This window comes from Acidimicrobiales bacterium (assembly GCA_035547835.1).
GTDB lineage: Bacteria > Actinomycetota > Acidimicrobiia > Acidimicrobiales > Iamiaceae > DASZTW01.
This window is the reverse complement of the sequence record DASZTW010000019.1, coordinates 37,818-58,536: the sequence shown is the minus strand read 5'-3', so window position 1 is coordinate 58,536 and position 20,719 is coordinate 37,818. Positions and strand designations below refer to the sequence as shown.

Below are 20,719 nucleotides of genomic sequence, written 5' to 3'. Positions count from 1 at the left end.
TGGTGTCCGCTGAGCGTCACGGGACCGGCGGTGGTCATGGAACCGGCTGCCACAGGACCACGGTGACGTAGCCGAGATGGTCCAAGTCGGCGCTCGGCTTCAGCTCGATGATCTTCTGGGTGCCGTCGTCGGAATCGCGAAACGTGGTGATCTTCCCAACCGGGATGGCGCCGGGGTAGATCGACGGGTCCACACCGCTGGTGGCCACCAGTTGCCCCTTCTTGACCGGCGTGCGGGGATCGATCCCGCTGTCGATCCGCAGCGGCTGGCCGAGGCCGTTCCCGTGGGCGATCCCCAGGGTGGGCGGCAAGCTGGCGTCGCTCGTCTCGAGGGTGATGTCGACCTTCGACTCGGGGCTGGTGACGAGCCGCACGATCGAGTGGCCGCCTTCGACGATCTCGACGGTCCCGACCAGCCCGTCGGGCGTCACCACCGGCATGCCGGGCTTGACGCCGGCGCCGGCACCCTGGTTGATCTCGATCGTCTGCGAGAAGCTGTTGAGCGGACCCGACGTGACACGGGCGATCTTGGTGTCGAGGTCGGGCAGGTACTGGATGTCGGCGGCGGCGCGGAGTTGGCGGTACTCGTTCTCGTCGATCTGCGCCCGGTACGACTTGCCCTTCAGGTCGGCGACCTGGCGCCGAAGCCGGTCGTTCTCCTTCTTCAGGCGGTCGTAGTGAAAGGCGCTGTTCCAGGCATTGCCGATGGGACGGAACACCGCGTCGCCGGCGGAGCGGAGCGGGCTGAACACGGTGGCGCCGACGTCACGCACCTTCTCGACGGGCCCGGAGTGGCGGAAGTCGAGCGTGAGGATGGTGAGTGACGTGAGGACGAGCAGCAGCAACGTCACACGTCGTCGGCGACCAGCGCGCCGGGGACCTACCACAAGGAGCGGATCAGGTGATGGGCTCAGAGGCGAACAGCACGCCCTTGAGCGCCTCGAACTCCTCCAACGACTGACCCGATCCGATCGCCACGCAGTTGAGCGGGTTGGGGGACACCACGATCGGCATGCCCGTCTCGTGCTGGAGGCGGGCGTCGAGGCCGTGCAGCAGCGCGCCGCCACCGGCGAGCACGATGCCCTTCTCCATGATGTCGGCCGCCAGCTCGGGCGGCGTCTTGTCGAGCGTGGTCTTCACGGCGTCCACTATGGCCGCGACCGGCTCTTCGAGGGCCTCGCGGATCTCCTCGGTGGAGGTGACGATGGTCTTGGGCAGGCCGGTGACGAGGTCGCGGCCGCGGATCTCGGCGTGCAGTTCCTCTTGCAGCGGCCAAGCCGAGCCGAGCGCGATCTTCACTTCCTCCGCCGTCCGCTCACCGAGGGCGAGGCTGTACTCCTTCTTGATGTACTGGATGATCGCGTCGTCGAGCTCGTCGCCGCCGACCCGAACCGACTGGCTGATCACGATGCCACCGAGCGAGATCACGGCGACCTCGGTGGTGCCGCCGCCGATGTCGACGATCATGTTGCCGGTGGGCTCCTGCACCGGCAGACCCGCCCCGATCGCGGCCGCCATCGGCTCCTCGATGATGTAGGCCTTGCGGGCGCCGGCGAACTGGGCGGCCTCCTGCACGGCCCGCTGCTCCACGCCGGTGATCCCCGACGGGACGCAGATCACGATGCGCGGCTTCGACCACCGGCGCTGGTGCACCTTGTGGATGAAGTAGCGCAGCATCTTCTCGCAGATCTCGAAGTCGGCGATCACGCCGTCCTTGAGGGGGCGCACGGCCTGGATGTGAGCGGGCGTCCGCCCGATCATGCGCTTGGCCTCGGTGCCGACCGCCAGCAGGCGCCCGTCACTCACGCTCACGGCGACGACGGACGGCTCGTTCAGCACGATGCCATGGCCGCGCACGTAGATGACCGTGTTGGCCGTGCCCAAGTCGACCGCCATGTCGCGGCCCATCAGAGTTGAGAACGGAAGGTCAGACATCGATTGGCCTCCGACGTGAGTGCGCCGAAGCCGACGGACTCGTAGGAGCGGAACTGGAGGCCACGGAGGGGACCCCTCCTCGGCCCGCGGAAGATCGCAGCTTAGCGGGCGTCACGCAATCGCAATAATCAGCATCCACCACTCTTGGTCCGTGGTGCGCTAAATGCCGCCGCGGAAGGTGGCGACCGGTGTCCGGCCGCGGTCTTCGTCGGCCGGCGCAGGGCTTGGCGCCGTCCCGAGATCACACGTCCGGGAAGAAGATTCCGATCTCGCGGGCCGCCGACTCGGGGCCGTCGCTGCCGTGCACCAGGTTCTCCTGCGTGGTGGTGGCGAAGTCGCCGCGGATCGAGCCGGGCTGCGCGTCGTCGACGTTGGTCTTGCCCATGAGCGTGCGGACGAGGTGCCACGTGTTGTCGTCGGGGCCTTCGACCACCATGGCCAGTACGGGGCCGCCGCAGATGAAGTCGACGAGCTCACCGAAAAAGGGCTTGTCCTGGTGCTCCTCGTAGTGACGTTCGGCCGTCGGGCGGTCGATGGTCCGCAGCTCGGCGGCCACGAGCGTGAGGCCTTTGCGCTCGAGGCGGCTGACGACTTCACCGACGAGTCCCCGTCGAACAGCGTCGGGCTTGCACATCACGAAGGTCCGGTTCACGAGTCGAGCACGCTACAAGCCGCCGTCGCCGCCCTGCGAACCGGAACGGCCGCCCACCGCACTTCTCGAAGGGGGGACAACCGGCCGCCCCGGCGACCACATCCCCACCCGCTACGAGGAAGCGGGTTGGCCGCCGTCGCCGGACCATTGGCCGTCGGCGCGGAGGGTCAGCAGCTCGACGCCGTCGTCGGTGACCAGGAGTGTGTGCTCGAACTGGGCGGAGCGCTTGCCGTCGACCGTGACGGCGGTCCAGTCGTCGTCCCACAAACGGTGCTGCCAGGCACCCACCGAGATCATCGGCTCGATCGTGAACACCATGCCGGGCTCGATCACCGTGTCGTTGCGCGGGTCGAAGTAGTGCAGGATCTGGAAGTCGGTGTGGAACTCCTCACCGATGCCGTGGCCGATGAACGCCCGCACCACGGAGAAGCCCTCGGCCTCCGCGTGGGTCTGGATCGCCCGGCCGATGTCGTACAGGCGCCGGCCCGGCCGCACTGCCTCGATCCCCCGCTCCAGACACTCACGCGTGACACGCACGAGGCGCCGCGACTGCGGATCGACGGTGCCGACGCACCAGGTGGCGTTGGTGTCGCCGTGCACGCCTTCTTTGAACACGGTGACGTCGAGGTTGACGATGTCGCCGTCGAGCAGGGGCCGATCGTCGGGGATCCCGTGGCAGATCACATCGTTGACCGATGTGCACAGCGACTTGGGGAAGCCTCCGTAGTTCAACGGGCTCGGGTACGCGCCCGCCTCGACGGTGAGGCGGTGGCACAGCGCATCGAGCTCATCGGTGGTGACACCCGGGGCGATGGCCGCGCCGACTCTCCCCAAGATGTCGCCGGCGAGACGGCCGGTGCGGCGCATCCGGTCGATGATCTCGGGTGCCTGCACCGGCGACCCGCCGCGGTGGGACCGCTCGCCCGTGCCCGCGTAGAACGGCCGCTCGATGCCCTCGGGCACCTCACGCGTCGGGCTCTGGCGACCGGCGCGGATGCGGTCGGTCGACGCACGGTGACAACGCTTGAACTTGAGGCCACTGCCACACCAGCACGGCTCGTTGGGCTTCAGCCGGAAGATGTCGACCTCGGCGCTTCGGCTGTCGTCCGGCCGCACCCTCACCCGGCCAGCTCCGCGGCCTGGTCGTGCAGGGATCGCCGGGCGGCACCGACGACGTAGAGGGAGCCAGTCACGACGATCACATCCTCGGCGGTGGCGAACGAGCGGGCGCGGGCAAGGGCGTGCGCGACGTCGGGCACGGCTTCGGCCACGACGCCGAGACGGTCGGCGGCTGCGGCCACCTCGGCCGCCGGGATCGCCCGCGGCGACGGCGGGCTGCACGCCACCACGTAACCGGCCTCGCGAGCGCCCATGGCGTCGAGCATTTCGACGGGGTCGCGGCCACGCAACATGCCGACCACCAGCACCAGCGACCCGGTCAGCGTGAACTCCTCGTGCAAGGTGGCGGCCTCGGCCGCGGCGCCGTCGAGGTTGTGCGCGCCGTCGAGGATCACCAGCGGCTCGTGGGCGAGGATCTCGAAGCGGCCCGGCACCTGCACGCCGGCGAACGCCGACCGAACGAGGTCGTCGGGCAACCGCCGACCGAAGAACGCCTCGGCGGCGGCGAGCGCCGCGGCGGCGTTGTCGCCCTGGAACGCCCCGTGCAGCGGGATCTGCACGTCGTCGAGCACACCTGACGGTGTACGCAAGTCGGCCACCCGGCCGCCGACCGCCAAGTCGTTGCGTTCGCAGCCGAACGTGTCGCCCCGCAGCCAGATCTCTGCGGCGGGCGTGGCGGTGAAGACGTCGCGCAGGGCCGGGTCGGCCTCGCCCAACACGAACGTGGCGCCCGGCTTCACGATCCCGGACTTCTCCTCGGCGATGCGACGCCGCCAGTCGCCCACCCCGTCGGTGTGGTCGTGACCAACGTTGGTGAGCACCGCGACTTGGCTCTCGACGACGTTGGTCGCATCCCACCGACCCAGGAGCCCGACTTCGACGACCGCGACGTCGACGCCCCGATCGGCGAACCACCGGAACGCCGCAGCAGTCAGCAGCTCGAAGTACGACGGCCGGTGCTCGAGGAGCGGCTCGACGGCAGCGAGGTCGGAGATCAACTCCGCCAGCTCGTCGTCGGCGATGGGCTCACCGTCGTACGCGATGCGCTCGTTGACGGTCTCGAGGTGCGGGCTGGTGTACGTGCCGACCGCCAGGCCCGACGCGCGGAGCAGCTCGGTGACCATCCGTGCGGTCGAGCCCTTGCCGTTCGTGCCGGTGATGTGGATGACACCGTACGCGAGGTGCGGGTCGCCGAGGACGTGGACCAGCGCGCGCATGCGCTCCAACGAGAGGCCCTCGACCCGTCCAGCCGTGGCCTCCAAGTTGACGTGTTCGTCGAGGTAGCGCAGCGCAGCGGTGAGGTCCATGGGCGCACGCAACGGTAGCGGTCCTGCACCTCGACTCCCCCAAACGTGCCCGCCGCTCCACCACTTTCCGCCACTATGGCGGGGTGCACCCCCATCTGAGCGTCGACCACCTCGTCCTGGCCGGCGCCGGCTTGCTGGCCGCGGGGGTGGTGATGAGCCGATTGGCGGACCGGATTCGAGTGCCGGGCCTGCTGCTGTTCCTCGGGCTCGGGATGGCGGTTGGCGACGACGGGCTCGCATGGGTGCACTTCGGCGACCCGCATCTCGCCCAGAACCTGTGCGTCGTCGCACTGATCCTCATCTTGTTCGACGGCGGCCTGTCGTCCTCGCCTCGGCTCCTGCGCCAAGTGGTTGCGCCGGCTTCGGTGCTTGCAACCGTGGGCGTGTTCGTGTCGGCCGTGATCACCGGCGTCGCCGCGATGTGGCTGCTGCACGTGTCGTTCAACACCGCCTTGCTGGTCGGTGCGGTCGTCGCGTCGACCGACGCGGCGGCGGTCTTCTCGGTGTTGCGAGGCGCTCCCATCCCCGAACGGCTCGACGCGCTGCTCGAGACCGAGTCGGGCGGCAACGACCCGGCCGCCGTGCTGCTCACCGTGGGTCTGCTGGCCACCTACAAAGGTGGTGTCACTGCCGGCGACTGGGTGATCTTCGGCGTGCAACAGCTCGCTGGCGGGCTGATCGTCGGGGTGGTGGTGGGCTACCTCGGCAGCCGCATCCTCGTGCGCACGAGCGGATCGTCGGCTGCGCCGCTCGTAGGGCTGGCCACCGCTGCGGGCTGCTACGGCGTCGCCGCGTGGCTGGGGGCGTCGGGCTTCCTGGCCGTCTTCGTGGGCGGCGTGTTGATGGGCGCCGTGGCGCCGTCGCACGGCAAGGCCAGCAACGCCTTCCACAGCGGCCTGGCCTCGCTGGCCCAGCTCGGACTGTTCTTCCTGCTCGGCATCTTGGTCTTCCCGTCACAGCTCGGTGGCGTCGCTTGGCGGGCGCTCGCGATCGCCGCCGTTCTCCTGTTCATCGCGCGACCTGTGGCCGTGGCCGCGTCGGTGGTGTGGTTCCGCATCCCGTGGCGGTCGGCCGCGTTCGTATCGTGGGCGGGACTGCGAGGGGCGGTGCCGATCGTGCTCGCGACGTTTCCGCTCACTGCCCACCATCCCGACGGCTCACTCGTGTTCGACGTCGTGTTCTTCGTGGTGCTGGTGTCGGCCACGGTGCAAGGAGCCACGGTGGTTCCAGTCGCGCGATGGCTCGGGTTGCGCCACGAGCCGGGACCCTGGGACCCGATCGTCGACGTGGTGCCGATGGACCAGTTCGGCGTCGAGCTGTTGGAACTGGAGCTCAACCCGACCAGCCCTGTGGTCGGCCGTGCCATCGCCGAGGTGCCGATGCCGGGCGACGCCCGGATCATCACGATCATCCGGGACGGGCGTGTGGTGCTCGCCACCGGAAGCACCGTGCTGGACGAAGGCGACCACCTCGCGGTCGCGGGTGGTCGCTCCCACAACCTGCGCGACGCGCTGTCGGCGTGGGCCGGCGGCGACGACGACTGACGGGATCAGGACGCGGCGCGGCGGGGGCGCGTGGGGCGCGCTTCACCACGTGGGACCAAGGTGGGGTTCACCTTGTCGGCCACGACGGTGCCGTCGATCACGCACTTTGCAATGTCGGTGCGACCGGGCAGGTCGTACATGACGTTGAGCAGCACCTCTTCGAGGATCGCCCGGAGGCCGCGGGCGCCCGTGCCACGCAGCAGCGCCTGATCGGCGATGCCTTCGAGCGCATCGGGGGTGAACTCGAGCTCCACGTTCTCGAACTCGAAGAACTTGCGGTACTGCTTGGCCAGCGCGTTGCGCGGCTCCACGAGGATCTTCACCAGCGCGTCGCGGTCGAGGTTCGAGACCGCACCGAGCACGGGCAGGCGACCGATGAACTCGGGGATGAGGCCGAACTTCATGAGGTCCTCGGGAAGGACCTGGTTGAACAGCTCGCCCATGTCCTTCTCTTCGGCCCGGCGGATGTCGGCCCCGAAGCCGACGCCTTTGGAGCCCACCCGCGACTCGATGATCTTGTCGAGCCCGGCGAACGCGCCACCGCAGATGAACAAAATGTTCGTGGTGTCGATCTGGATGAACTCCTGGTGGGGGTGCTTGCGCCCTCCCTGGGGCGGCACCGAGGCCACGGTGCCTTCCAGGATCTTGAGCAGGGCCTGCTGCACGCCCTCGCCCGACACATCGCGGGTGATCGACGGGTTCTCGCTCTTGCGAGCGACCTTGTCGATCTCGTCGATGTAGATGATCCCGGTCTCGGCCTTCTTGACGTCGTAGTCCGCAGCCTGGATCAGCTTGAGCAGGATGTTCTCGACGTCTTCGCCGACGTAGCCCGCCTCGGTCAGCGCGGTGGCGTCCGCGATCGCGAACGGCACGTTGAGCATGCGTGCCAGCGTCTGCGCCAACAGCGTCTTGCCGCAGCCGGTGGGCCCGATCAGCATGATGTTCGACTTGCTGAGCTCGACTTCGTCGACACCACCGTGGGCTGCCGCGTACTGGACGCGCTTGTAGTGGTTGTAGACGGCCACCGACAAGATGCGCTTGGCGGGTTCCTGACCGACGATGTACTCGTTCAGGAAGTCGAAGATCTCACGAGGCTTGGGCAGCTCATCGAAGTGCAGCTCGGAAGCTTCCGACAGCTCCTCTTCGATGATCTCGTTGCACAGGTCGATGCACTCGTCGCAGATGTACACGCCGGGGCCGGCGATGAGCTTCTTGACCTGCTTCTGGGACTTGCCGCAGAAGCTGCACTTGAGCAGCTCGCCGCCTTCTCCGAACTTCGCCACGATCGCTCCCCCGTCGCTACCCGGCAGCCCGGATGGCGCCGCTCTTGTCGGCGATCTCGCGGGTGGAGATCACCTCGTCGATGATGCCGTACTCCTTGGCTTCCTCCGCGGACAGGACGAAATCGCGGTCGGTGTCCTTGGCGATGCGCTCCTTGGGCTGACCGGTGTGCCGGGACAAGATGTCTTCCAGCAGGTCGCGCATCCGCATGATCTCGCGGGCTTGGATCTCGATGTCGGCTGCCTGGCCACTGCCGCTCCCCCATGGTTGGTGGAGCAGGACTCGGGAGTGCGGCAGGGCGAGGCGCTTGCCGGGGGTGCCGGCGGCCAGCAGCACTGCCGCCGCCGAAGCGGCCTGGCCATAACAGATCGTGCTGACCTCGGGCTTGATGTACTGCAGCGTGTCGTAGATCGCGAACAGCGCCGTGATGTCGCCACCGGGCGAGTTGATGTAGATGTTGATGTCGCGGTCGGGGTTCTCCGACTCCAGGTGGAGGAGCTGGGCACACACGAGGTTGGCGATCGCGTCGTCGATCGGGGTGCCCAGGAAGATGATGTTCTCCTTGAGCAGCCGGGAGTAGAGGTCATAGGCCCGCTCCCCTCGGTTCGTCTGCTCGACGACCGTGGGGACGAGGTAGTTGTACGCCCGGAAGCCGCTGGGCTCACTCACTGCTGGGTGCCTTTCGTGTCGGGCTCGGAGTCGGCCCCCTCGACGCTACCGGGGTCGGCGCCAGCAGCGACGGACGTTTCGTCCGTCACGTCGTCTACCTCGGCTTCTGCACCGTCGCCGTCGGCGGTCGGTTCGTCCTCGCCCTCGCCGTCGGCCTCGCCCTCACCGTCGGCCTCGTCGCCGTCGCCGGTCAGCGTGTCGAGCTCGAAGTCGGACCGTTGGAGCGGGTTGCCGTCGTCGTCGACGATCTCGACCTGCTCGACGATCTGTTCGAGCGCCTTGCGCTTGGCGAGATCGATGCGGATCTCGCGGAGCTGGCCGGCTTCCTCGAGCTGTGAGCGGACCTTGTCGAGCGGCTGGCCGAGGCGATCCGACAGCAACTGGAGCTCCTCTTCGAGCTCTTCGTCGCTCACCTCGATGCCGTCGGCCGTCACGACAGCCCGCAGCGCGAGGTCGACCTTCACGGCCTGCGCGGCGGTCTCGCGGAGGTCGTCTTGCAGCTGCTCGGGGGTGAGGCCCGAACCAACGAGGTACTGCTCGAGCCCCATCCCCTGCGCTTGGAGGCGCATGGCGAGGTCCTGGAGGCGCTGCTGCATCTCGCCGTTGACGAGCGCTTCGGGCAGTTCGTCGTCGACCAGATCGGCGAGCGCCTCGCCAGTCTTCTCCCGGATCGCCATCTGGCCTTGGATGCGACGGGTGAGCTTCTGGCGCTTGGTGAGGTCGGCGCGCAGCTCGTCGATCGTGTCGAACTCCGACGCTTCGGCCGCCCAGTCGTCGCTGGCGTCGGGAAGGACCTTCTCGCGGACTTCCTTCACGTGGATCGTGAACTCGACCGGTTCCTGGTCGGGTTGGGGGTGCTCGGCCGTGAACGTGAGCTCGTCGCCCGCCTTGGCGCCGACCAGGTTCTCGTCGAGCTCCGGAACGACCGTGCCCGAACCGACCGGGTACAGGTAGTCCTCCGCGGTGAGGCCGGACACGGGCTCGCCCTCTTGCGTGCCGGCCACGTCGATCAGCACGTGGTCGCCCTCGGCCGCGGGTCGGTCGACGGTCTGGAGGTCGGCGTACTGCTCACGGAGGTGGTCGATCTGGTGGTCGATGTCGTCGGGGGTCGGATCGGGCGAGGGCACCGTGATCCGCAACGAGTTGTACCCGCCGACCGTGACGACCGGCCGGATCTCGACGACCGCGTCGAACTGCACGGGGCCTTCGTCCTCCCCGCCGGTGATCTCGACCTCGGGCGCAGCGATGACGTCGACCTGTTCGTCACGGACCGCACGCGCGTAATAGTCGGGCACGGCGTGCCGCAGCGCTTCCTCGCGGGCCACCTCGCTGCCGAGCCGGGCCTCCAGGATGCGGCGCGGCGCCTTGCCGGGGCGGAAGCCAGGGATCCGCACCTCACGTGCGAGACGCCGGAACGCAGCGTCGATCTCCGACTCGAACTCCGTCTCGGGCACTTCGACCGAGACCTTGACCTTGTTCCCCTCGAGGGGTTCGACGCTCGTCTTCACAGGGCCAGCAGTGTACCGGCGCCCCACCGGCCCTCTTGACGGGCCGGGTCGGGCGCCATGTGAGCGGGTGAAGGGAATCGAACCCTCGTGACCAGGATGGAAGCCTGGGACTCTGCCATTGAGCTACACCCGCAGGGGTCGCTCCACGCTAGCGAACGCCGATCGCGCCGCCGACCCCATCGTGCTGTGAGCACGTAGCCACCGTGGAGGTGGTCAAGTGCTCACAGCAGGGTGGTTTGCGGATCGGTAACGTCGCAGACATGCGCTCGGCGGCGTGACCGCCGCCAGAAGGGGGGTCGGCGATGTCCACGACGATCGACGAGGTTGGTGACCGCATCTACCGCATCTCCACCTTTGTGGAGGCCGCCAACCTGCCGTTCAACCAGTACCTCATCGACGCGGACGAGCCGCTGCTGTTCCACACCGGTCTGCGGGCGCTGTTCCCCGACGTGCGCGCGGCCATCGACCGCGTGCTGCCCACCGACCGTCTGCGGTGGGTCAGCTTCGGGCACTTCGAAGCCGACGAGTGCGGCGCGCTCAACCAGTGGCTCACGTCGGCCCCTCGCGCAGAGGCCGTGCACGGCACCATCGGCGTGTTGGTGTCGCTCGGCGACCAGGCCGACCGCCCGCCACGTCCCCTCGCGGACGGCGAGACGCTCGAGCTCGGCGGGCGGCGGGTGCGGTGGATCGACACGCCCCAGGTACCCCACGGTTGGGACGCCGGTCTGATGTATGAGGAGGTCACGGGCACGCTGTTCGCCGGCGACTTGTTCACCACCGTCGGCGCGTGCCCCGCGCACTCGGATCAGTCGATCGTCGAGCCCGCGGCCGCCACCGAGGACCTCTTCCACGCCACCGCGCTCACCCCCGCGACGGCTCCGACCATCCGCCGGCTCGCCGAGCTGGATCCGTCGATGCTGGGCCTGATGCACGGGCCCGCCTACACCGGCGACGGCGCCGCGGCGCTCCGAGCCCTGGCCGACGACTACGAACGCCGGTTCGACGAGGCAGTCGAGGCCGCCGCCGGCTGACCCGGCCGAACCCGCCGTAAAGGGATTGTGGCGGGTCAGTAGTGGTGGTGGAGGAGGTCGACCACGGTGGAGGCCTGCTGGCCGAGGAGGACCTTGCCCACCACCTGCATGTGGTCGCGCCAGTGGTCCTCGGCGGCGTCGCCCTCCCCGCGCTCGATGAGGTCGAGCAGACGCAACTGCGAGCGGATGCCCCGGCTGCGAACCGATCGTGATCCCACCGAGTCGTCGCCGCTGCTCACCGCAGTGACGGCGCGGGTGACGATCTCGTCGAGCATCTCGGCGACGATCGCCAGCGTCTGGTTGCCGGCGAGGGCCACCAGACGCTCGTGGAACACCGCGTTGGCCACGCCGAACTCGGTGGGGTCCTCGATGGCCGCTTCCTCGGCGGCGACCAGCGACCGCAACTCCTTGACGGCCCCGCGGCGGGTGCGCTGGCCCGCGAGCGCGCGGGCCGCGGCCGGCTCGAGCACGCGGCGGGCCTCGTACACGTCGGCCAGCGGCACGTTGCGCGCTTGGAGCACCAGCGCGGCCGTGCGCGCCGTCATGCGCTCGTCGGGCTCGTGCACCACCACCCCACCGCGCACCCCACGCACGACCGTGATCAGCCCCTCGGCTTCGAGGATGCGCAACGCCTCTCGCAGGGACGGTCGTGACACCCCGAACCGCTCGACCAGCTCCGGCTCGTGACCCAGGGAGTCGCCTTCGACCAGCTCTCCCGCGACGATGAGCGCGCGGAGCTCGTCGGCGATCTGTTGGGGTTTCTCGCGCGGCCTTGCCGGTGGGCGTCTGGTGCGTGCCACTCGTGCTCCTCTCCTCAGGTCCCGCTGAAGTAGAACGCCTGCGCGTTGCCGTACAGCCAGGCGTCGCGCACGTCGTCGGGCAAGTCGAGCGCGGCGGCCTCGGCGAGACAGCGCGACACGGGCAGCACCGGATAGTCCGACGCGAACATCACGCGGTCGCCACCGCGGGTGCGCATGTAGTGCAGCAGCGACTCGGGCAGGTACTTGGGCGCCCAAGCCGAGGTCATCAGCCGCAGGTTCCGGTACTTGATCATCAAGCGGATGGCCACGTCCCACCAGGGGTCGGCGCCGTGGATCATGCACAGCTTCAGCTCCGGGAAGCGGAGGCAGACGCGGTCGAGGTGGATCGGGTGCTGCGGCTCGGCCGGCAGGGGCGGACCGGGAATCCCCATGTTCATGCTGAGCGGCAGGTCGAGCTCGCAGCACTTGGCGTACAGGGGGTAGTAGACCGCGTCGCTCGGCGGGTACCGGCCGTCGCCCCAGAAGCTCGGGCCGACCGTCGCGTACGAGACCGGGTGATCGGCCACGAACGACTCCAGCGCCCGCAGCGCCTTCATCGGCTTCAACAAGTTGAAGCCGCCGACGGCGAGCGAGAAACGATCGGGACGCTCGCGCGCGAAGCGAACGGCTCGGCCCTCGAGGTCGCGCACGTTGGCGATCAAGATGGCCCGCTCGACGCCGTTGGCGTCCATGTCGTCGACGAGCTCGCCGAGCTCGGGGCTCTTGAAGAACGATTCGCCGGCCTTGAAGTAGTCCTCTTTCACCCGGACCATCCAGTCGGGCATCTCGCGGTCGGCGAAGTCGACGTTCATCAGGCCGTCGATCACGCGGGTCATGGCGTGGTTCCCTTCTGCAGCAGCGACTGGAGCGCGGGCTTGTCGACTTTCGAGGTGGCGGTCAGCGGCACTGCGTCGGCGGTGGCCGCGACCACCCACTTGGTGGGCACTTTGAACGAGCTCAGCTGCTCGCGCGCTGCCGCGACGAGCTCGTCGAGGGCACGGCCGCTGACCACCAGCGCACCGACCTCGTGGCCCCCGCCGACCCCGTCGACGTCGGTGACATGTGCCTGCGCCACCCCCGGGATCCGTCGCAGGGCGGCCTCCACTTCGGATGGGTACACCGTCGCGCCTTTGACTTTGAACATGTCGTCGACCCGGCCGTGCGACCACACCCACCCGCCCGCGTCGACGGAGCCGAGATCGCCGGTGTGGTAGTAGCCGTCGGCGTCGAACGTGGCATCGCGGGTGCGCCCACAGATCCCCCGCATCACGTTGGGGCCGCGCACGCACACCTCGCCCGTGTCCCCGGTTGCGCACGCCTTGCCGCCGGGGTCGACCACTTCGACGTCGAAGCCGTCGAACGGTCGCCCGCAGCTTCCGTGCGCCGCCAGCGGGAGGTCGACGTCGAGCCGCGCGCCGAGGTAGGGACCGAACGTCTCGGTCATGCCGAACAAGTTGGCCCGCGCACCGGGCGCGGGCCGCTGGTCGGCGGGCAGCACGGCAGGGAGGCTGCCGGGGCCCAGGCTCGACAAGTCGGCCGCGCCGAAGCCGGGGTGGGCGGCGAGGCGGGCGGCCTGATCGGGCCAGCCCCGAAACAGCGTGACCCGCTCGCGCTCGAGCAGGCGAAGGGTCTGATCGGGCTGGGGAACGGCCTCGGTCAACAGGGTTGCGCCGGCCACGAGCACCGACAGCAGCCCCATCGCGAACCCGCCGGTCCAAAAGAACGGCATCGGGATGTAGAGCCGCTCGCCCGGCAACACCCGCCGGGCGTCGAGGCCGGCCGCGACCGCACCGAGCGCGCTCCCGTGGGTGTGGATCGCACCTTTGGGTGCCCCGCGGCTGCCGGATGTGAACAGCACGGCGAGGTCGTCGGCGGGACGCACCCGAGCCTCGAGCGCGTCGACGAGCTCGGGCCGCGCGGCATCGTCGGGGAGCTCGGCGTCGATCCAGATCCGGCGCAGGCTCGGAAGCGCGGGATGCAGCCCCGCCCCCGCCAGGCGATCGAGCAGCCCCGGTGCGATCGCGTCGAGGTCACCGGGATGGTCGCGGCCCCGGAACGACCGGGCGACCACGAGATGGGTCACACCGGCCGCGCGCAGTTGCGCCGCCAGCTCGGGTGGGCGCAACAACGTGCTCAGCGGCACCAGCACCCCGCCGACCCGCAGCACCGCAGCCGCCAGCACCGCCCACTCGACGCCGTTGGGCAGCACCACACCGACGCGCGCGCCCTTGCCCACTCCGGCGGCCACGAGCCGCGCCGCGAGCGCGCGACTGTCGACGGCCAGCTCGCCGTGGGTGATCGACCGGTCGGCGGTGACCACGACCGGTTCGTCGGGGCGCTCGGCGGCGTTGCGCGCCAGCAACTGCGGCAACGTGCAGGGCGCGTCAGGCATCGAACAGCGCCTCGAGGGCGGACGTGTCGAGCTTTCCGCTCGACAGCATCGGTACGTCGAGGTCGGCCAGTGCAAGGAACCGGCGCGGCACCTTGTACGCCGACAGCCGCCCCCGCAGCGCCACCCGGAGCTGGTCGAGATCGGGTGAGGCCTGTCCGGCAGGAACCCGGATGGCCGCCGCCACGATCTGCCCGCGCTCGGCATCGTCGAGGCCGACGACGTGGGCGGTCAGACCGGTCTCGGCGGCGATGGCCGCTTCGACTTCGCGCGGCGACACGTTGGCTCCAGCCGTCTTGATCATGTCGCCGCGCCGGCCCACGAAGTAGAAGAACCCCTCGTCGTCGACGTGGAACAGGTCGCCGGTGCGGAACCACCCGTCGGGCGTGAACGTGTCGTGGCGTTCCCGACCGTAGTAGCCCTCCATCAAGAAGGGCCCCCGGAACCAGAGCTCCCCCACTTCACCGGTGGCGCGCTCGACCCCGGTTTCGGGGTCCACGACCTTGGCGTCGAGGCCGGGCACCGGCCTGCCGCACGACCCGCGGCGGTGCTCGGGCTGGTCGGTCTCGTCGGGGCACGCCAAGCACACGCTGCCGGTCTCCGACATGCCGAACATGTTGTGGCGCAGGCCGGGGTCGGCCGGTCGGATGTCGGGCGGCAGGATCGGCCAGAGGTTGCCGCGCCGGATCGAGCTGAGGTCGCGGCTCGAAAACGACGGGTGCTCCGCGAGATGGGCGACGGCCGCAGCGAAGCCGTTCACCATGGTGGGGCGCTCGCGCTCGAGCAGGTCGAGCGTGTCGGACGGGTCGGTGGCGTTGGAGCACAGGAGCGTCGCGCCCGCGAGCAACGTGCCGATCAGGCCGTACGCGAAGCCGGCGATCCAAAAGAACGCCGAGTTGGCGAACAACACGTCGTCGGGCGCGTACTCGCGGAGCTCGTTGAGGTTGTCGAGGTGGCGGATCAGGGGGCCGTGCTGGTGGATGACCCCTTTGGGCGCGCTGGTGGACCCCGAGGTGTGGACGATGACCAGCCGGTCGGCCGGTGTCACCTCGGCCTCGGCTGCGGCCAGCGTGGCGTCGTCGATCGCAGTGCCGGCCGCCACGAGGTAGTCGGTCTCGAACACGACCCGACGCAGGGCGGGCACCGCGGGCAGCTGGAGCGGCTGCGCGGAGAGATCTGCGATGTCGAGCGCGGCGGCCAAGGTGGCGGTGTAGTCGCGGTTGCGATACCCCCGCGCCGCCAGCATCACTTCGACATCGGCGCCGTCGAGCAACGCCCGCAGCTCCGGCGCGGTCGACAGCGTCGCGAACGGCACGGCCACCGCGCCGATGCGGGCCGCGGCCAGCCAGCGCACGACGAACTCCGAGCCGTTGGGGTGCAACAGGCCCACGTGCGTGCCGCGACCCACCCCGGCGGCGAGAAGGCCCTTGGCCAGCGCGGCCGAGGCGGTGTCGGCTTCGCGGTACGTGAGCGCGTCGTCGTCGCAGACCACCCACCGGTGATCGGGGCGGTCCACAGCCCGGGCCGCGAGCAGCGCGGGGAGCGTGAGCGGCAGCCCGTCGCCAACATCGACGCGGGTGGCGGTCACGGCCGGCCGGTCCGGGATGCGATCATCGGCAAGCGGCTCCGGTCGCCGGCCACGGCCTCCATCGCGGCGGTGCAGCACAGGTCGCCGCCCGCCACGAGCCGTGCGGCAGACGTGATCCGCCGATCGTCGGCCGTGCGCTCGATCTCGAACGCGAGGTCGGTGCCGACCGGAGTCGGGCGCCGGTAGTCGAGCCGCAACGACGTCGTCTTGCCGGCCACGCCGACATCGCAGTTGTGGTGCTGGATCACGCAGTCGAAGAACGTGGCGAGCACGCCGCCGTGCACGACCCCGGGTGGGCCTTCGAACGCCAACGGGAACGTGACCGTGCCGCTCGCTCGGTCACCGGTCACGGCGATCTCGTACTCCGGGAAGCCCGCGTTGAAGCGGCCGACGTGTCGGGAGTGGTCGAGATACGGCCGCTGACTGGCAGGGGCGTCGAGACCGAGGCGGGGACGAGGATCGGGCGGCACGCGCTCGCGGAGCGCGGCGAGCGCGACCCGCAGCTGTTCGGCGAGGTCCGCCGCAGCCCCGTCATCCGCGTCGAGCGACAGCACCAGCCCGGTGAGCTCGCGGAGCAGCGGTGCCAGCTCGACGGCCTGCGGGAGCGGCTCGAGCCCGAAGGTCCACGGTGGCGCCGTGCCGGTCAACGCGACCTCGGCATGCCGAGGATGCGCTCGGCGATCAAGTTGCGCTGGATCTGCGAGGTGCCCGCCGCGATCGTGTACTGCAACGACCACAAGTACGCGCGGGCCGCTTCGGCGGCGTCGACGTCGGCGGTCCGCACGCCGCCGGTCGCCAGCCGACCGAGCACACGGATGGCCAGCTCGTTGATCTCCTGGTTGAGCTCGCTGTAGCGCAGCTTCACCGCAGACCCCGTCGGGGACGGGAGGCCGGTCGCCTCGGCTTCCGCGACGCCGCGCTGGGTCAGCCGCCACAGCGCTTCGACGTTGGCTTCGAGCCGGCCGACGTGCTCGCGCAACGATCGATCGTCCCAGGCCGTGGCCTCGCCGTGCGGCCCCGGAACCTTGCTGGCGATGTCGACCAAGCCGCGGACTTGGGAGCGCAACGTGATGATGTGCTGTGCGAAGGCCGTGCCGCGCTCGAAGCGCAACGTGACGTTCGTGACCCGCCACCCGTCGTTCTCGTCGCCAACCCGGTTGCTTGCAGGCACCCGTACGTCGTTCAGGAACACCTCGCAGAAGTGGCTCTCGCCGTCGATCGTGCGCATCGGGCGCACCTCGACGCCCGGCGAGTGCATGTCGAGGATCAGCCACGTGATGCCTTTGTGCTTGGCGGCATCGGGATCGGTGCGGACCAGCAGCTCGCAGTAGTCCGCGACGTGCGCCCGGGTGCTCCAGATCTTCTGCCCGTTGACGACGTAGCCGTCGCCGTCGCGCACGGCCCGTGTGCGCAACGACGCGAGGTCGGAGCCGGCGCTGGGCTCGGAGAAACCCTGGCACCACACGCTGTCGCCACGAAGGATCTTGGGCAGGTGGAACGACCGCTGCTCGTCGGACCCCTCGGCGATGAGCGTGGGACCTGCGTGCATCATCCCGACGAAGTTCACGCTGATGTACGGCGCGTTCGCCCGCGCGTACTCCTCGAGATACACGAGCTGCTGCGTGACGGGCAGACCCCGCCCGCCGAACGCCTCGGGCCAGGCGAGGCCCGCGTAGCCCGCGTCGAACAACTTGCGCTGCCAGGCGGTGTCGTACGCACGGCGGGCCGGCCAGTCGCCCGGCGGCGGCGGCGGCCCGTGCTCGGGCACCGCCTTGTCGAACCAGGTGCGCAGTTCGGTGCGGAACGCCTCGTCGGAGGGGCTGTACGTGAGATCCATCAGCCCTCCGCCGCGAACAGCTCGCGCACCGCGGCCAAGTCGACTTTGCCCGGCGGCGTGCGAGGCAGCGCCTCGACGACTCGCAACTCGACGGGCAGTTCGTAGCGAGCCAGCACGTTCGACGCCTCCGCCAGCAAGTCGTCGCCTGACACGGCTGGCGCGCCCGGCCGTAGCTCGACAGCGGCGACCGGCACCGCGCCGAGGCGCGCGTCGGCCCGGCCGACGACTGCGGCCGCGAGCACCCGCGGATCGCGCTCGAGCGCGGCGCGCACGTCGTCGGGAAGGACTTTGAACCCGCCCCGGTTGATGGCTTGGTCGGCCCGGCCGAGGATCCACACGAAACCGTCGGTGTCGATCCGCGCCAAGTCGGTGGTGCGGTTCCACGCGCCAGCGTCGTCGAGTTGACCGGCGCGCACTTCGAGGAGGCCTTCGTGTCCCGCCGCCAGCGGCTCCCCCGAGGACGGGTCGACCACCCGCAGCTCGCAGCCAGGGTGCGCCCGCCCGACGCTGCCGCGCTTGGCGGCCCAGTGGCGCTCGTGGTCGGCGAGGTTCCACCCCGCCACCCCGCCGCCGAACTCGGTGGCCGCATACGAGATCAGCACCGGCACGCCGTACCGCTCGCGGAACGCGTCGGCGTCGTCGGGCGACAGCGGCGCCGTGCCCGACACCACGGACTTCACGCTCGCCAAGTCGGCGGGATCGAGGTCGGCGTCGAGCACCATGCGCAAGGCCGCGGGCACGAGGCTCACGGTGCGCGGACGGTGGCGGCGGACCGCGTCGGCCCACCCGCCGACTTCGAACTTCTCCAGCAAGCAGAACGATCGACCGTCGTGCACGCACTGCAAGATGCGGAACAGCCCGCCGAGGTGCACGAGCGGCGAGTTGACGATCGTGACGCCGGACCGGAGACGGACCTCGACGTCGGCGTTGCGCTCGTAGTGCTTGGCGCCCACCAGCACCCGCAGCAACGCCTCGTAGCTGAGCGGCACGCGGTTGGGCGGGCCGGTGGTCCCGCTGGTGAGCATCTCGACCGCCACCCCGGGACGCCGTTCCGCCGTGTCGCCGGGATCGACCTCGCGACCGCGCACTGACACGTCGAGCCCGTCGACGACCAGCCATCTCCCCGGCGGGGCCAGCAACTCGAGGTCGGCGGCCTCACCTGCGAACGTGTCGACCCCGAGCGACGCCAGGTCGGATCGCACTCGCTGGGCGCCTCGGTCCGGGTTGGCGGTCACGACGCAGGCACCGGCACGCAGGAGACCGAGCACGATGGCGACGTGACCCGGTCGGTTGCGCAGCAGCACCGCCACGCGCTGGCCCGGCTCCACGTGCCCGGCAACGGCGCGGGTGGCGCGATCGAGCTCGCCCCACGTGTGCCAGGTGCCCTCGAACTCCATGGCGGGCACCGCAGGGTCGAGGCCGGCCACCTCCGCGATCCGCCGGCTGAGCACCGAGACGAGACCTGCGGTCATCGCGACCTCGGCTCCGGGCGATCGGCTCCGTGCTCGGCGACTTCGGCCATGCCGATCGGGTTACCGACGCGCGTGTAGATCAGCCCTTGCTGCATGGCGACGCGATACGGCTTGTCGAGCGACTCCCAGATAGCCCGTACCGTGCCTTGCGTGGCGGCGGTCGGCTTGCGGGCGATGCCGGCCGCGAGCTCGTGGGCGCGCTGCCACAGTTGCCCGCGCGCCACCACTTCGGTGACGAGGCTGATCCGCAACGCGGTCTGCGCCGTGACCCGTTCGTCGTTGCCCGACAGCGCCATGCGCAACGTCTCGGCCAAGCCGACGCGGCGCATCAGTCCGACCGGCTCGAGCGCCGAGACCATCCCGTACGTGACGTGCGAGTCGAAGAAGGTGGCGTCGTCGGAGCAGATCACGATGTCGGACTCGTTCACGAAGTACAGCGCCCCACCCGTGCACATGCCGTGGACCGCGCACACCACGGGCTTCCACACCTGTTGCCACTTCGGGCTGAGCAGCTCGCCCGGATCTTCGTGGTTCCAGATGTCGTCGGGTTGGCCGTACGGCTTGCTGGTGTCGAGGCCCGAACAGAACGCACGGTCACCGGCTGCGCGGAGCACCACGGCGTGCACCGACGGGTCGTCTTTGACCCGACGCCACGCGTGGCCCAGCTCCTCGCACATCTGGCGGTCGAAGGCGTTGAGGACCTCGGGCCGGTTGAGCGTGATCGTCGCGACGTGGTCGGGCGACGTCTCGTACAGGATCGTGCCGTAGTCGCTCACTGGCAGCGCCATTCGGGTGGCCGCTTCTCCATGAACGCGCGGGGCCCTTCCTTGGCGTCGTCGGTGCGCACGACGCGCTCGCGGAACGTCTCGGCCATCACCTCGGCCTCGTACATCGGGAGGTCGAGCCCGCGGCGGATCGCCAGCCGGGTGCCGCGCACGGCGAGCGGCGCGTTGCGGTTGACGGTGGCCGCCAGCTCCCGAGCCCGGTCCAGCAGGCGGTCGTGGTCGACCACTTCGGACACCAACCCGAGCTCGTAGGCCCGTGCCGCGGGCATCCGCTCGTGGCGGCCCATCAGCGCCATCCGCATGGCGACGTTGGTGGGCAACGCCCGAGCCAGCCGCACCACCTCGCGGCCCGACACGAGCCCGATGCTCACATGCGGGTCGAAGAACTCGGCGCGGTCCGACGCGATCACGATGTCGCCCGTGGTGACCCAGTCGAGCCCCGCGCCGCAGCACAAGCCGTTGACGGCCACGACGATCGGTTTGGTCATCGAGCGGAACGGCGGCGTGCCCTCCTGGGGGGCCTCCCATTGCGGGAACGTGCTCAGGTACGGCTCGTCGTAGATCACCCGGCCGTCGTCGGGGATCTCGCCGACGTCGGCGCCCGTGCAAAACGCCCGGCCGCTGCCGGTGACCAGCAGGATCCACACGTCGGGGTCGGCTTCGGCGAGCTCGTACGCGCGCCGCAGCTCGCCGACCATGTGCGGGCTCAGCGCGTTGAGCTGGTCGGGTCGGTCGAGGGTGATCTCCGCCACCCGATCCGCCACCTCGTAGCCGATGGTCTCGAACTCGATCGACGTGGTCAT

General features: G+C 69.9%; 19 protein-coding genes and 1 tRNA gene. 2 read left to right on the top strand and 18 right to left on the bottom strand.

Annotated features, from left to right (window positions below; all coding sequences use genetic code 11):
- Positions 1-34: 34 nt before the first annotated feature.
- From mreC to VHA73_15035, 5 genes are all read right to left on the bottom strand, one after another.
- Positions 35-850 carry a rod shape-determining protein MreC gene (mreC, locus tag VHA73_15055; GenBank protein ID HVX19343.1) on the bottom strand — a complete coding sequence of 272 codons (816 nt, stop codon included), beginning with the start codon at positions 848-850 and terminating at the stop codon, positions 35-37.
- Positions 851-896: 46 nt separating this feature from the next.
- The gene (locus VHA73_15050; protein HVX19342.1) at positions 897-1,934 is read right to left on the bottom strand and encodes a rod shape-determining protein; all 1,038 of its coding nucleotides are present in this window, start codon (positions 1,932-1,934) and stop codon (positions 897-899) included.
- Positions 1,935-2,175: 241 nt separating this feature from the next.
- Complete coding sequence (gene ndk / locus VHA73_15045) at positions 2,176-2,586, bottom strand: nucleoside-diphosphate kinase (protein ID HVX19341.1); 411 nt, start codon at positions 2,584-2,586, stop codon at positions 2,176-2,178.
- A 111-nt stretch (positions 2,587-2,697) separates the two neighbouring features.
- Positions 2,698-3,708, bottom strand: a complete 1,011-nt coding sequence (gene map / locus VHA73_15040; GenBank protein HVX19340.1) for a type I methionyl aminopeptidase — start codon at positions 3,706-3,708, stop codon at positions 2,698-2,700.
- Positions 3,705-5,012 carry a Mur ligase family protein gene (locus VHA73_15035; GenBank protein HVX19339.1) on the bottom strand — a complete coding sequence of 436 codons (1,308 nt, stop codon included), beginning with the start codon at positions 5,010-5,012 and terminating at the stop codon, positions 3,705-3,707. The genes map and VHA73_15035 overlap by 4 nt, the downstream gene beginning before the upstream one ends.
- 83 nt (positions 5,013-5,095) lie before the next feature.
- On the opposite strand from VHA73_15035, the gene VHA73_15030 reads away from it, so the two are divergent.
- Entirely contained in the window at positions 5,096-6,556 is a 1,461-nt protein-coding gene (locus VHA73_15030; GenBank protein ID HVX19338.1) for a potassium/proton antiporter, read from the top strand.
- Between the two features lie 5 nt (positions 6,557-6,561).
- Here the strand turns inward: VHA73_15030 and clpX are convergent, their stop codons facing one another.
- The 4 genes from clpX to VHA73_15010 all read right to left on the bottom strand — a co-directional run bounded on the left by clpX (position 6,562) and on the right by VHA73_15010 (position 10,147).
- A complete protein-coding gene (clpX, locus tag VHA73_15025; GenBank protein HVX19337.1) occupies positions 6,562-7,839 on the bottom strand; it encodes an ATP-dependent Clp protease ATP-binding subunit ClpX in 1,278 nt (425 codons plus the stop codon).
- A gap of 16 nt (positions 7,840-7,855) precedes the next feature.
- Complete coding sequence (locus VHA73_15020; protein HVX19336.1) at positions 7,856-8,506, bottom strand: ATP-dependent Clp protease proteolytic subunit; 651 nt, start codon at positions 8,504-8,506, stop codon at positions 7,856-7,858.
- Complete coding sequence (gene tig, locus VHA73_15015; GenBank protein ID HVX19335.1) at positions 8,503-10,014, bottom strand: trigger factor; 1,512 nt, start codon at positions 10,012-10,014, stop codon at positions 8,503-8,505. Before tig ends, VHA73_15020 begins: the two co-directional genes overlap by 4 nt.
- 62 nt (positions 10,015-10,076) lie before the next feature.
- Positions 10,077-10,147, bottom strand: a tRNA-Gly gene (locus tag VHA73_15010).
- Between the two features lie 169 nt (positions 10,148-10,316).
- Here VHA73_15010 and VHA73_15005 point away from each other — a divergent pair.
- Entirely contained in the window at positions 10,317-11,045 is a 729-nt protein-coding gene (locus tag VHA73_15005; GenBank protein ID HVX19334.1) for an MBL fold metallo-hydrolase, read from the top strand.
- Positions 11,046-11,080: 35 nt separating this feature from the next.
- Here VHA73_15005 and VHA73_15000 read toward each other — a convergent pair whose 3' ends face one another.
- Genes VHA73_15000 through VHA73_14960 form a run of 9 tightly spaced genes read right to left on the bottom strand, consistent with a single transcriptional unit; the run spans position 11,081 to position 20,719 of the window.
- Positions 11,081-11,845 carry an FCD domain-containing protein gene (locus VHA73_15000; GenBank protein ID HVX19333.1) on the bottom strand — a complete coding sequence of 255 codons (765 nt, stop codon included), beginning with the start codon at positions 11,843-11,845 and terminating at the stop codon, positions 11,081-11,083.
- Between the two features lie 14 nt (positions 11,846-11,859).
- Complete coding sequence (locus tag VHA73_14995) at positions 11,860-12,681, bottom strand: amidohydrolase family protein (protein HVX19332.1); 822 nt, start codon at positions 12,679-12,681, stop codon at positions 11,860-11,862.
- The gene (locus tag VHA73_14990) at positions 12,678-14,237 is read right to left on the bottom strand and encodes a class I adenylate-forming enzyme family protein (GenBank protein HVX19331.1); all 1,560 of its coding nucleotides are present in this window, start codon (positions 14,235-14,237) and stop codon (positions 12,678-12,680) included. Before VHA73_14990 ends, VHA73_14995 begins: the two co-directional genes overlap by 4 nt.
- Positions 14,230-15,822, bottom strand: a complete 1,593-nt coding sequence (locus VHA73_14985; GenBank protein HVX19330.1) for a class I adenylate-forming enzyme family protein — start codon at positions 15,820-15,822, stop codon at positions 14,230-14,232. Before VHA73_14985 ends, VHA73_14990 begins: the two co-directional genes overlap by 8 nt.
- The gene (locus VHA73_14980) at positions 15,819-16,469 is read right to left on the bottom strand and encodes a hypothetical protein (protein ID HVX19329.1); all 651 of its coding nucleotides are present in this window, start codon (positions 16,467-16,469) and stop codon (positions 15,819-15,821) included. The genes VHA73_14985 and VHA73_14980 overlap by 4 nt, the downstream gene beginning before the upstream one ends.
- On the bottom strand, positions 16,466-17,659 hold the full coding sequence (locus tag VHA73_14975) for an acyl-CoA dehydrogenase family protein (GenBank protein ID HVX19328.1): 1,194 nt from the start codon (positions 17,657-17,659) through the stop codon (positions 16,466-16,468). Before VHA73_14975 ends, VHA73_14980 begins: the two co-directional genes overlap by 4 nt.
- Entirely contained in the window at positions 17,659-19,131 is a 1,473-nt protein-coding gene (locus VHA73_14970; protein HVX19327.1) for a class I adenylate-forming enzyme family protein, read from the bottom strand. Before VHA73_14970 ends, VHA73_14975 begins: the two co-directional genes overlap by 1 nt.
- Entirely contained in the window at positions 19,128-19,919 is a 792-nt protein-coding gene (locus VHA73_14965; protein HVX19326.1) for an enoyl-CoA hydratase/isomerase family protein, read from the bottom strand. Before VHA73_14965 ends, VHA73_14970 begins: the two co-directional genes overlap by 4 nt.
- Complete coding sequence (locus VHA73_14960) at positions 19,904-20,719, bottom strand: enoyl-CoA hydratase/isomerase family protein (protein HVX19325.1); 816 nt, start codon at positions 20,717-20,719, stop codon at positions 19,904-19,906. Before VHA73_14960 ends, VHA73_14965 begins: the two co-directional genes overlap by 16 nt.

Coding starts and splice junctions, on each gene's coding strand:
- VHA73_15050 (HVX19342.1), bottom strand. CDS start 1,934: ATGTCTGACCTTCCGTTCTCAACTCTGATGGGCCGCGACATGGCGGTC.
- VHA73_15035 (HVX19339.1), bottom strand. CDS start 5,012: ATGGACCTCACCGCTGCGCTGCGCTACCTCGACGAACACGTCAACTTG.
- VHA73_15005 (HVX19334.1), top strand. CDS start 10,317: ATGTCCACGACGATCGACGAGGTTGGTGACCGCATCTACCGCATCTCC.
- VHA73_14995 (HVX19332.1), bottom strand. CDS start 12,681: ATGACCCGCGTGATCGACGGCCTGATGAACGTCGACTTCGCCGACCGC.
- VHA73_14990 (HVX19331.1), bottom strand. CDS start 14,237: ATGCCTGACGCGCCCTGCACGTTGCCGCAGTTGCTGGCGCGCAACGCC.
- VHA73_14975 (HVX19328.1), bottom strand. CDS start 17,659: ATGGATCTCACGTACAGCCCCTCCGACGAGGCGTTCCGCACCGAACTG.
- VHA73_14970 (HVX19327.1), bottom strand. CDS start 19,131: ATGACCGCAGGTCTCGTCTCGGTGCTCAGCCGGCGGATCGCGGAGGTG.
- VHA73_14965 (HVX19326.1), bottom strand. CDS start 19,919: ATGGCGCTGCCAGTGAGCGACTACGGCACGATCCTGTACGAGACGTCG.
- VHA73_14960 (HVX19325.1), bottom strand. CDS start 20,719: ATGACCACGTCGATCGAGTTCGAGACCATCGGCTACGAGGTGGCGGAT.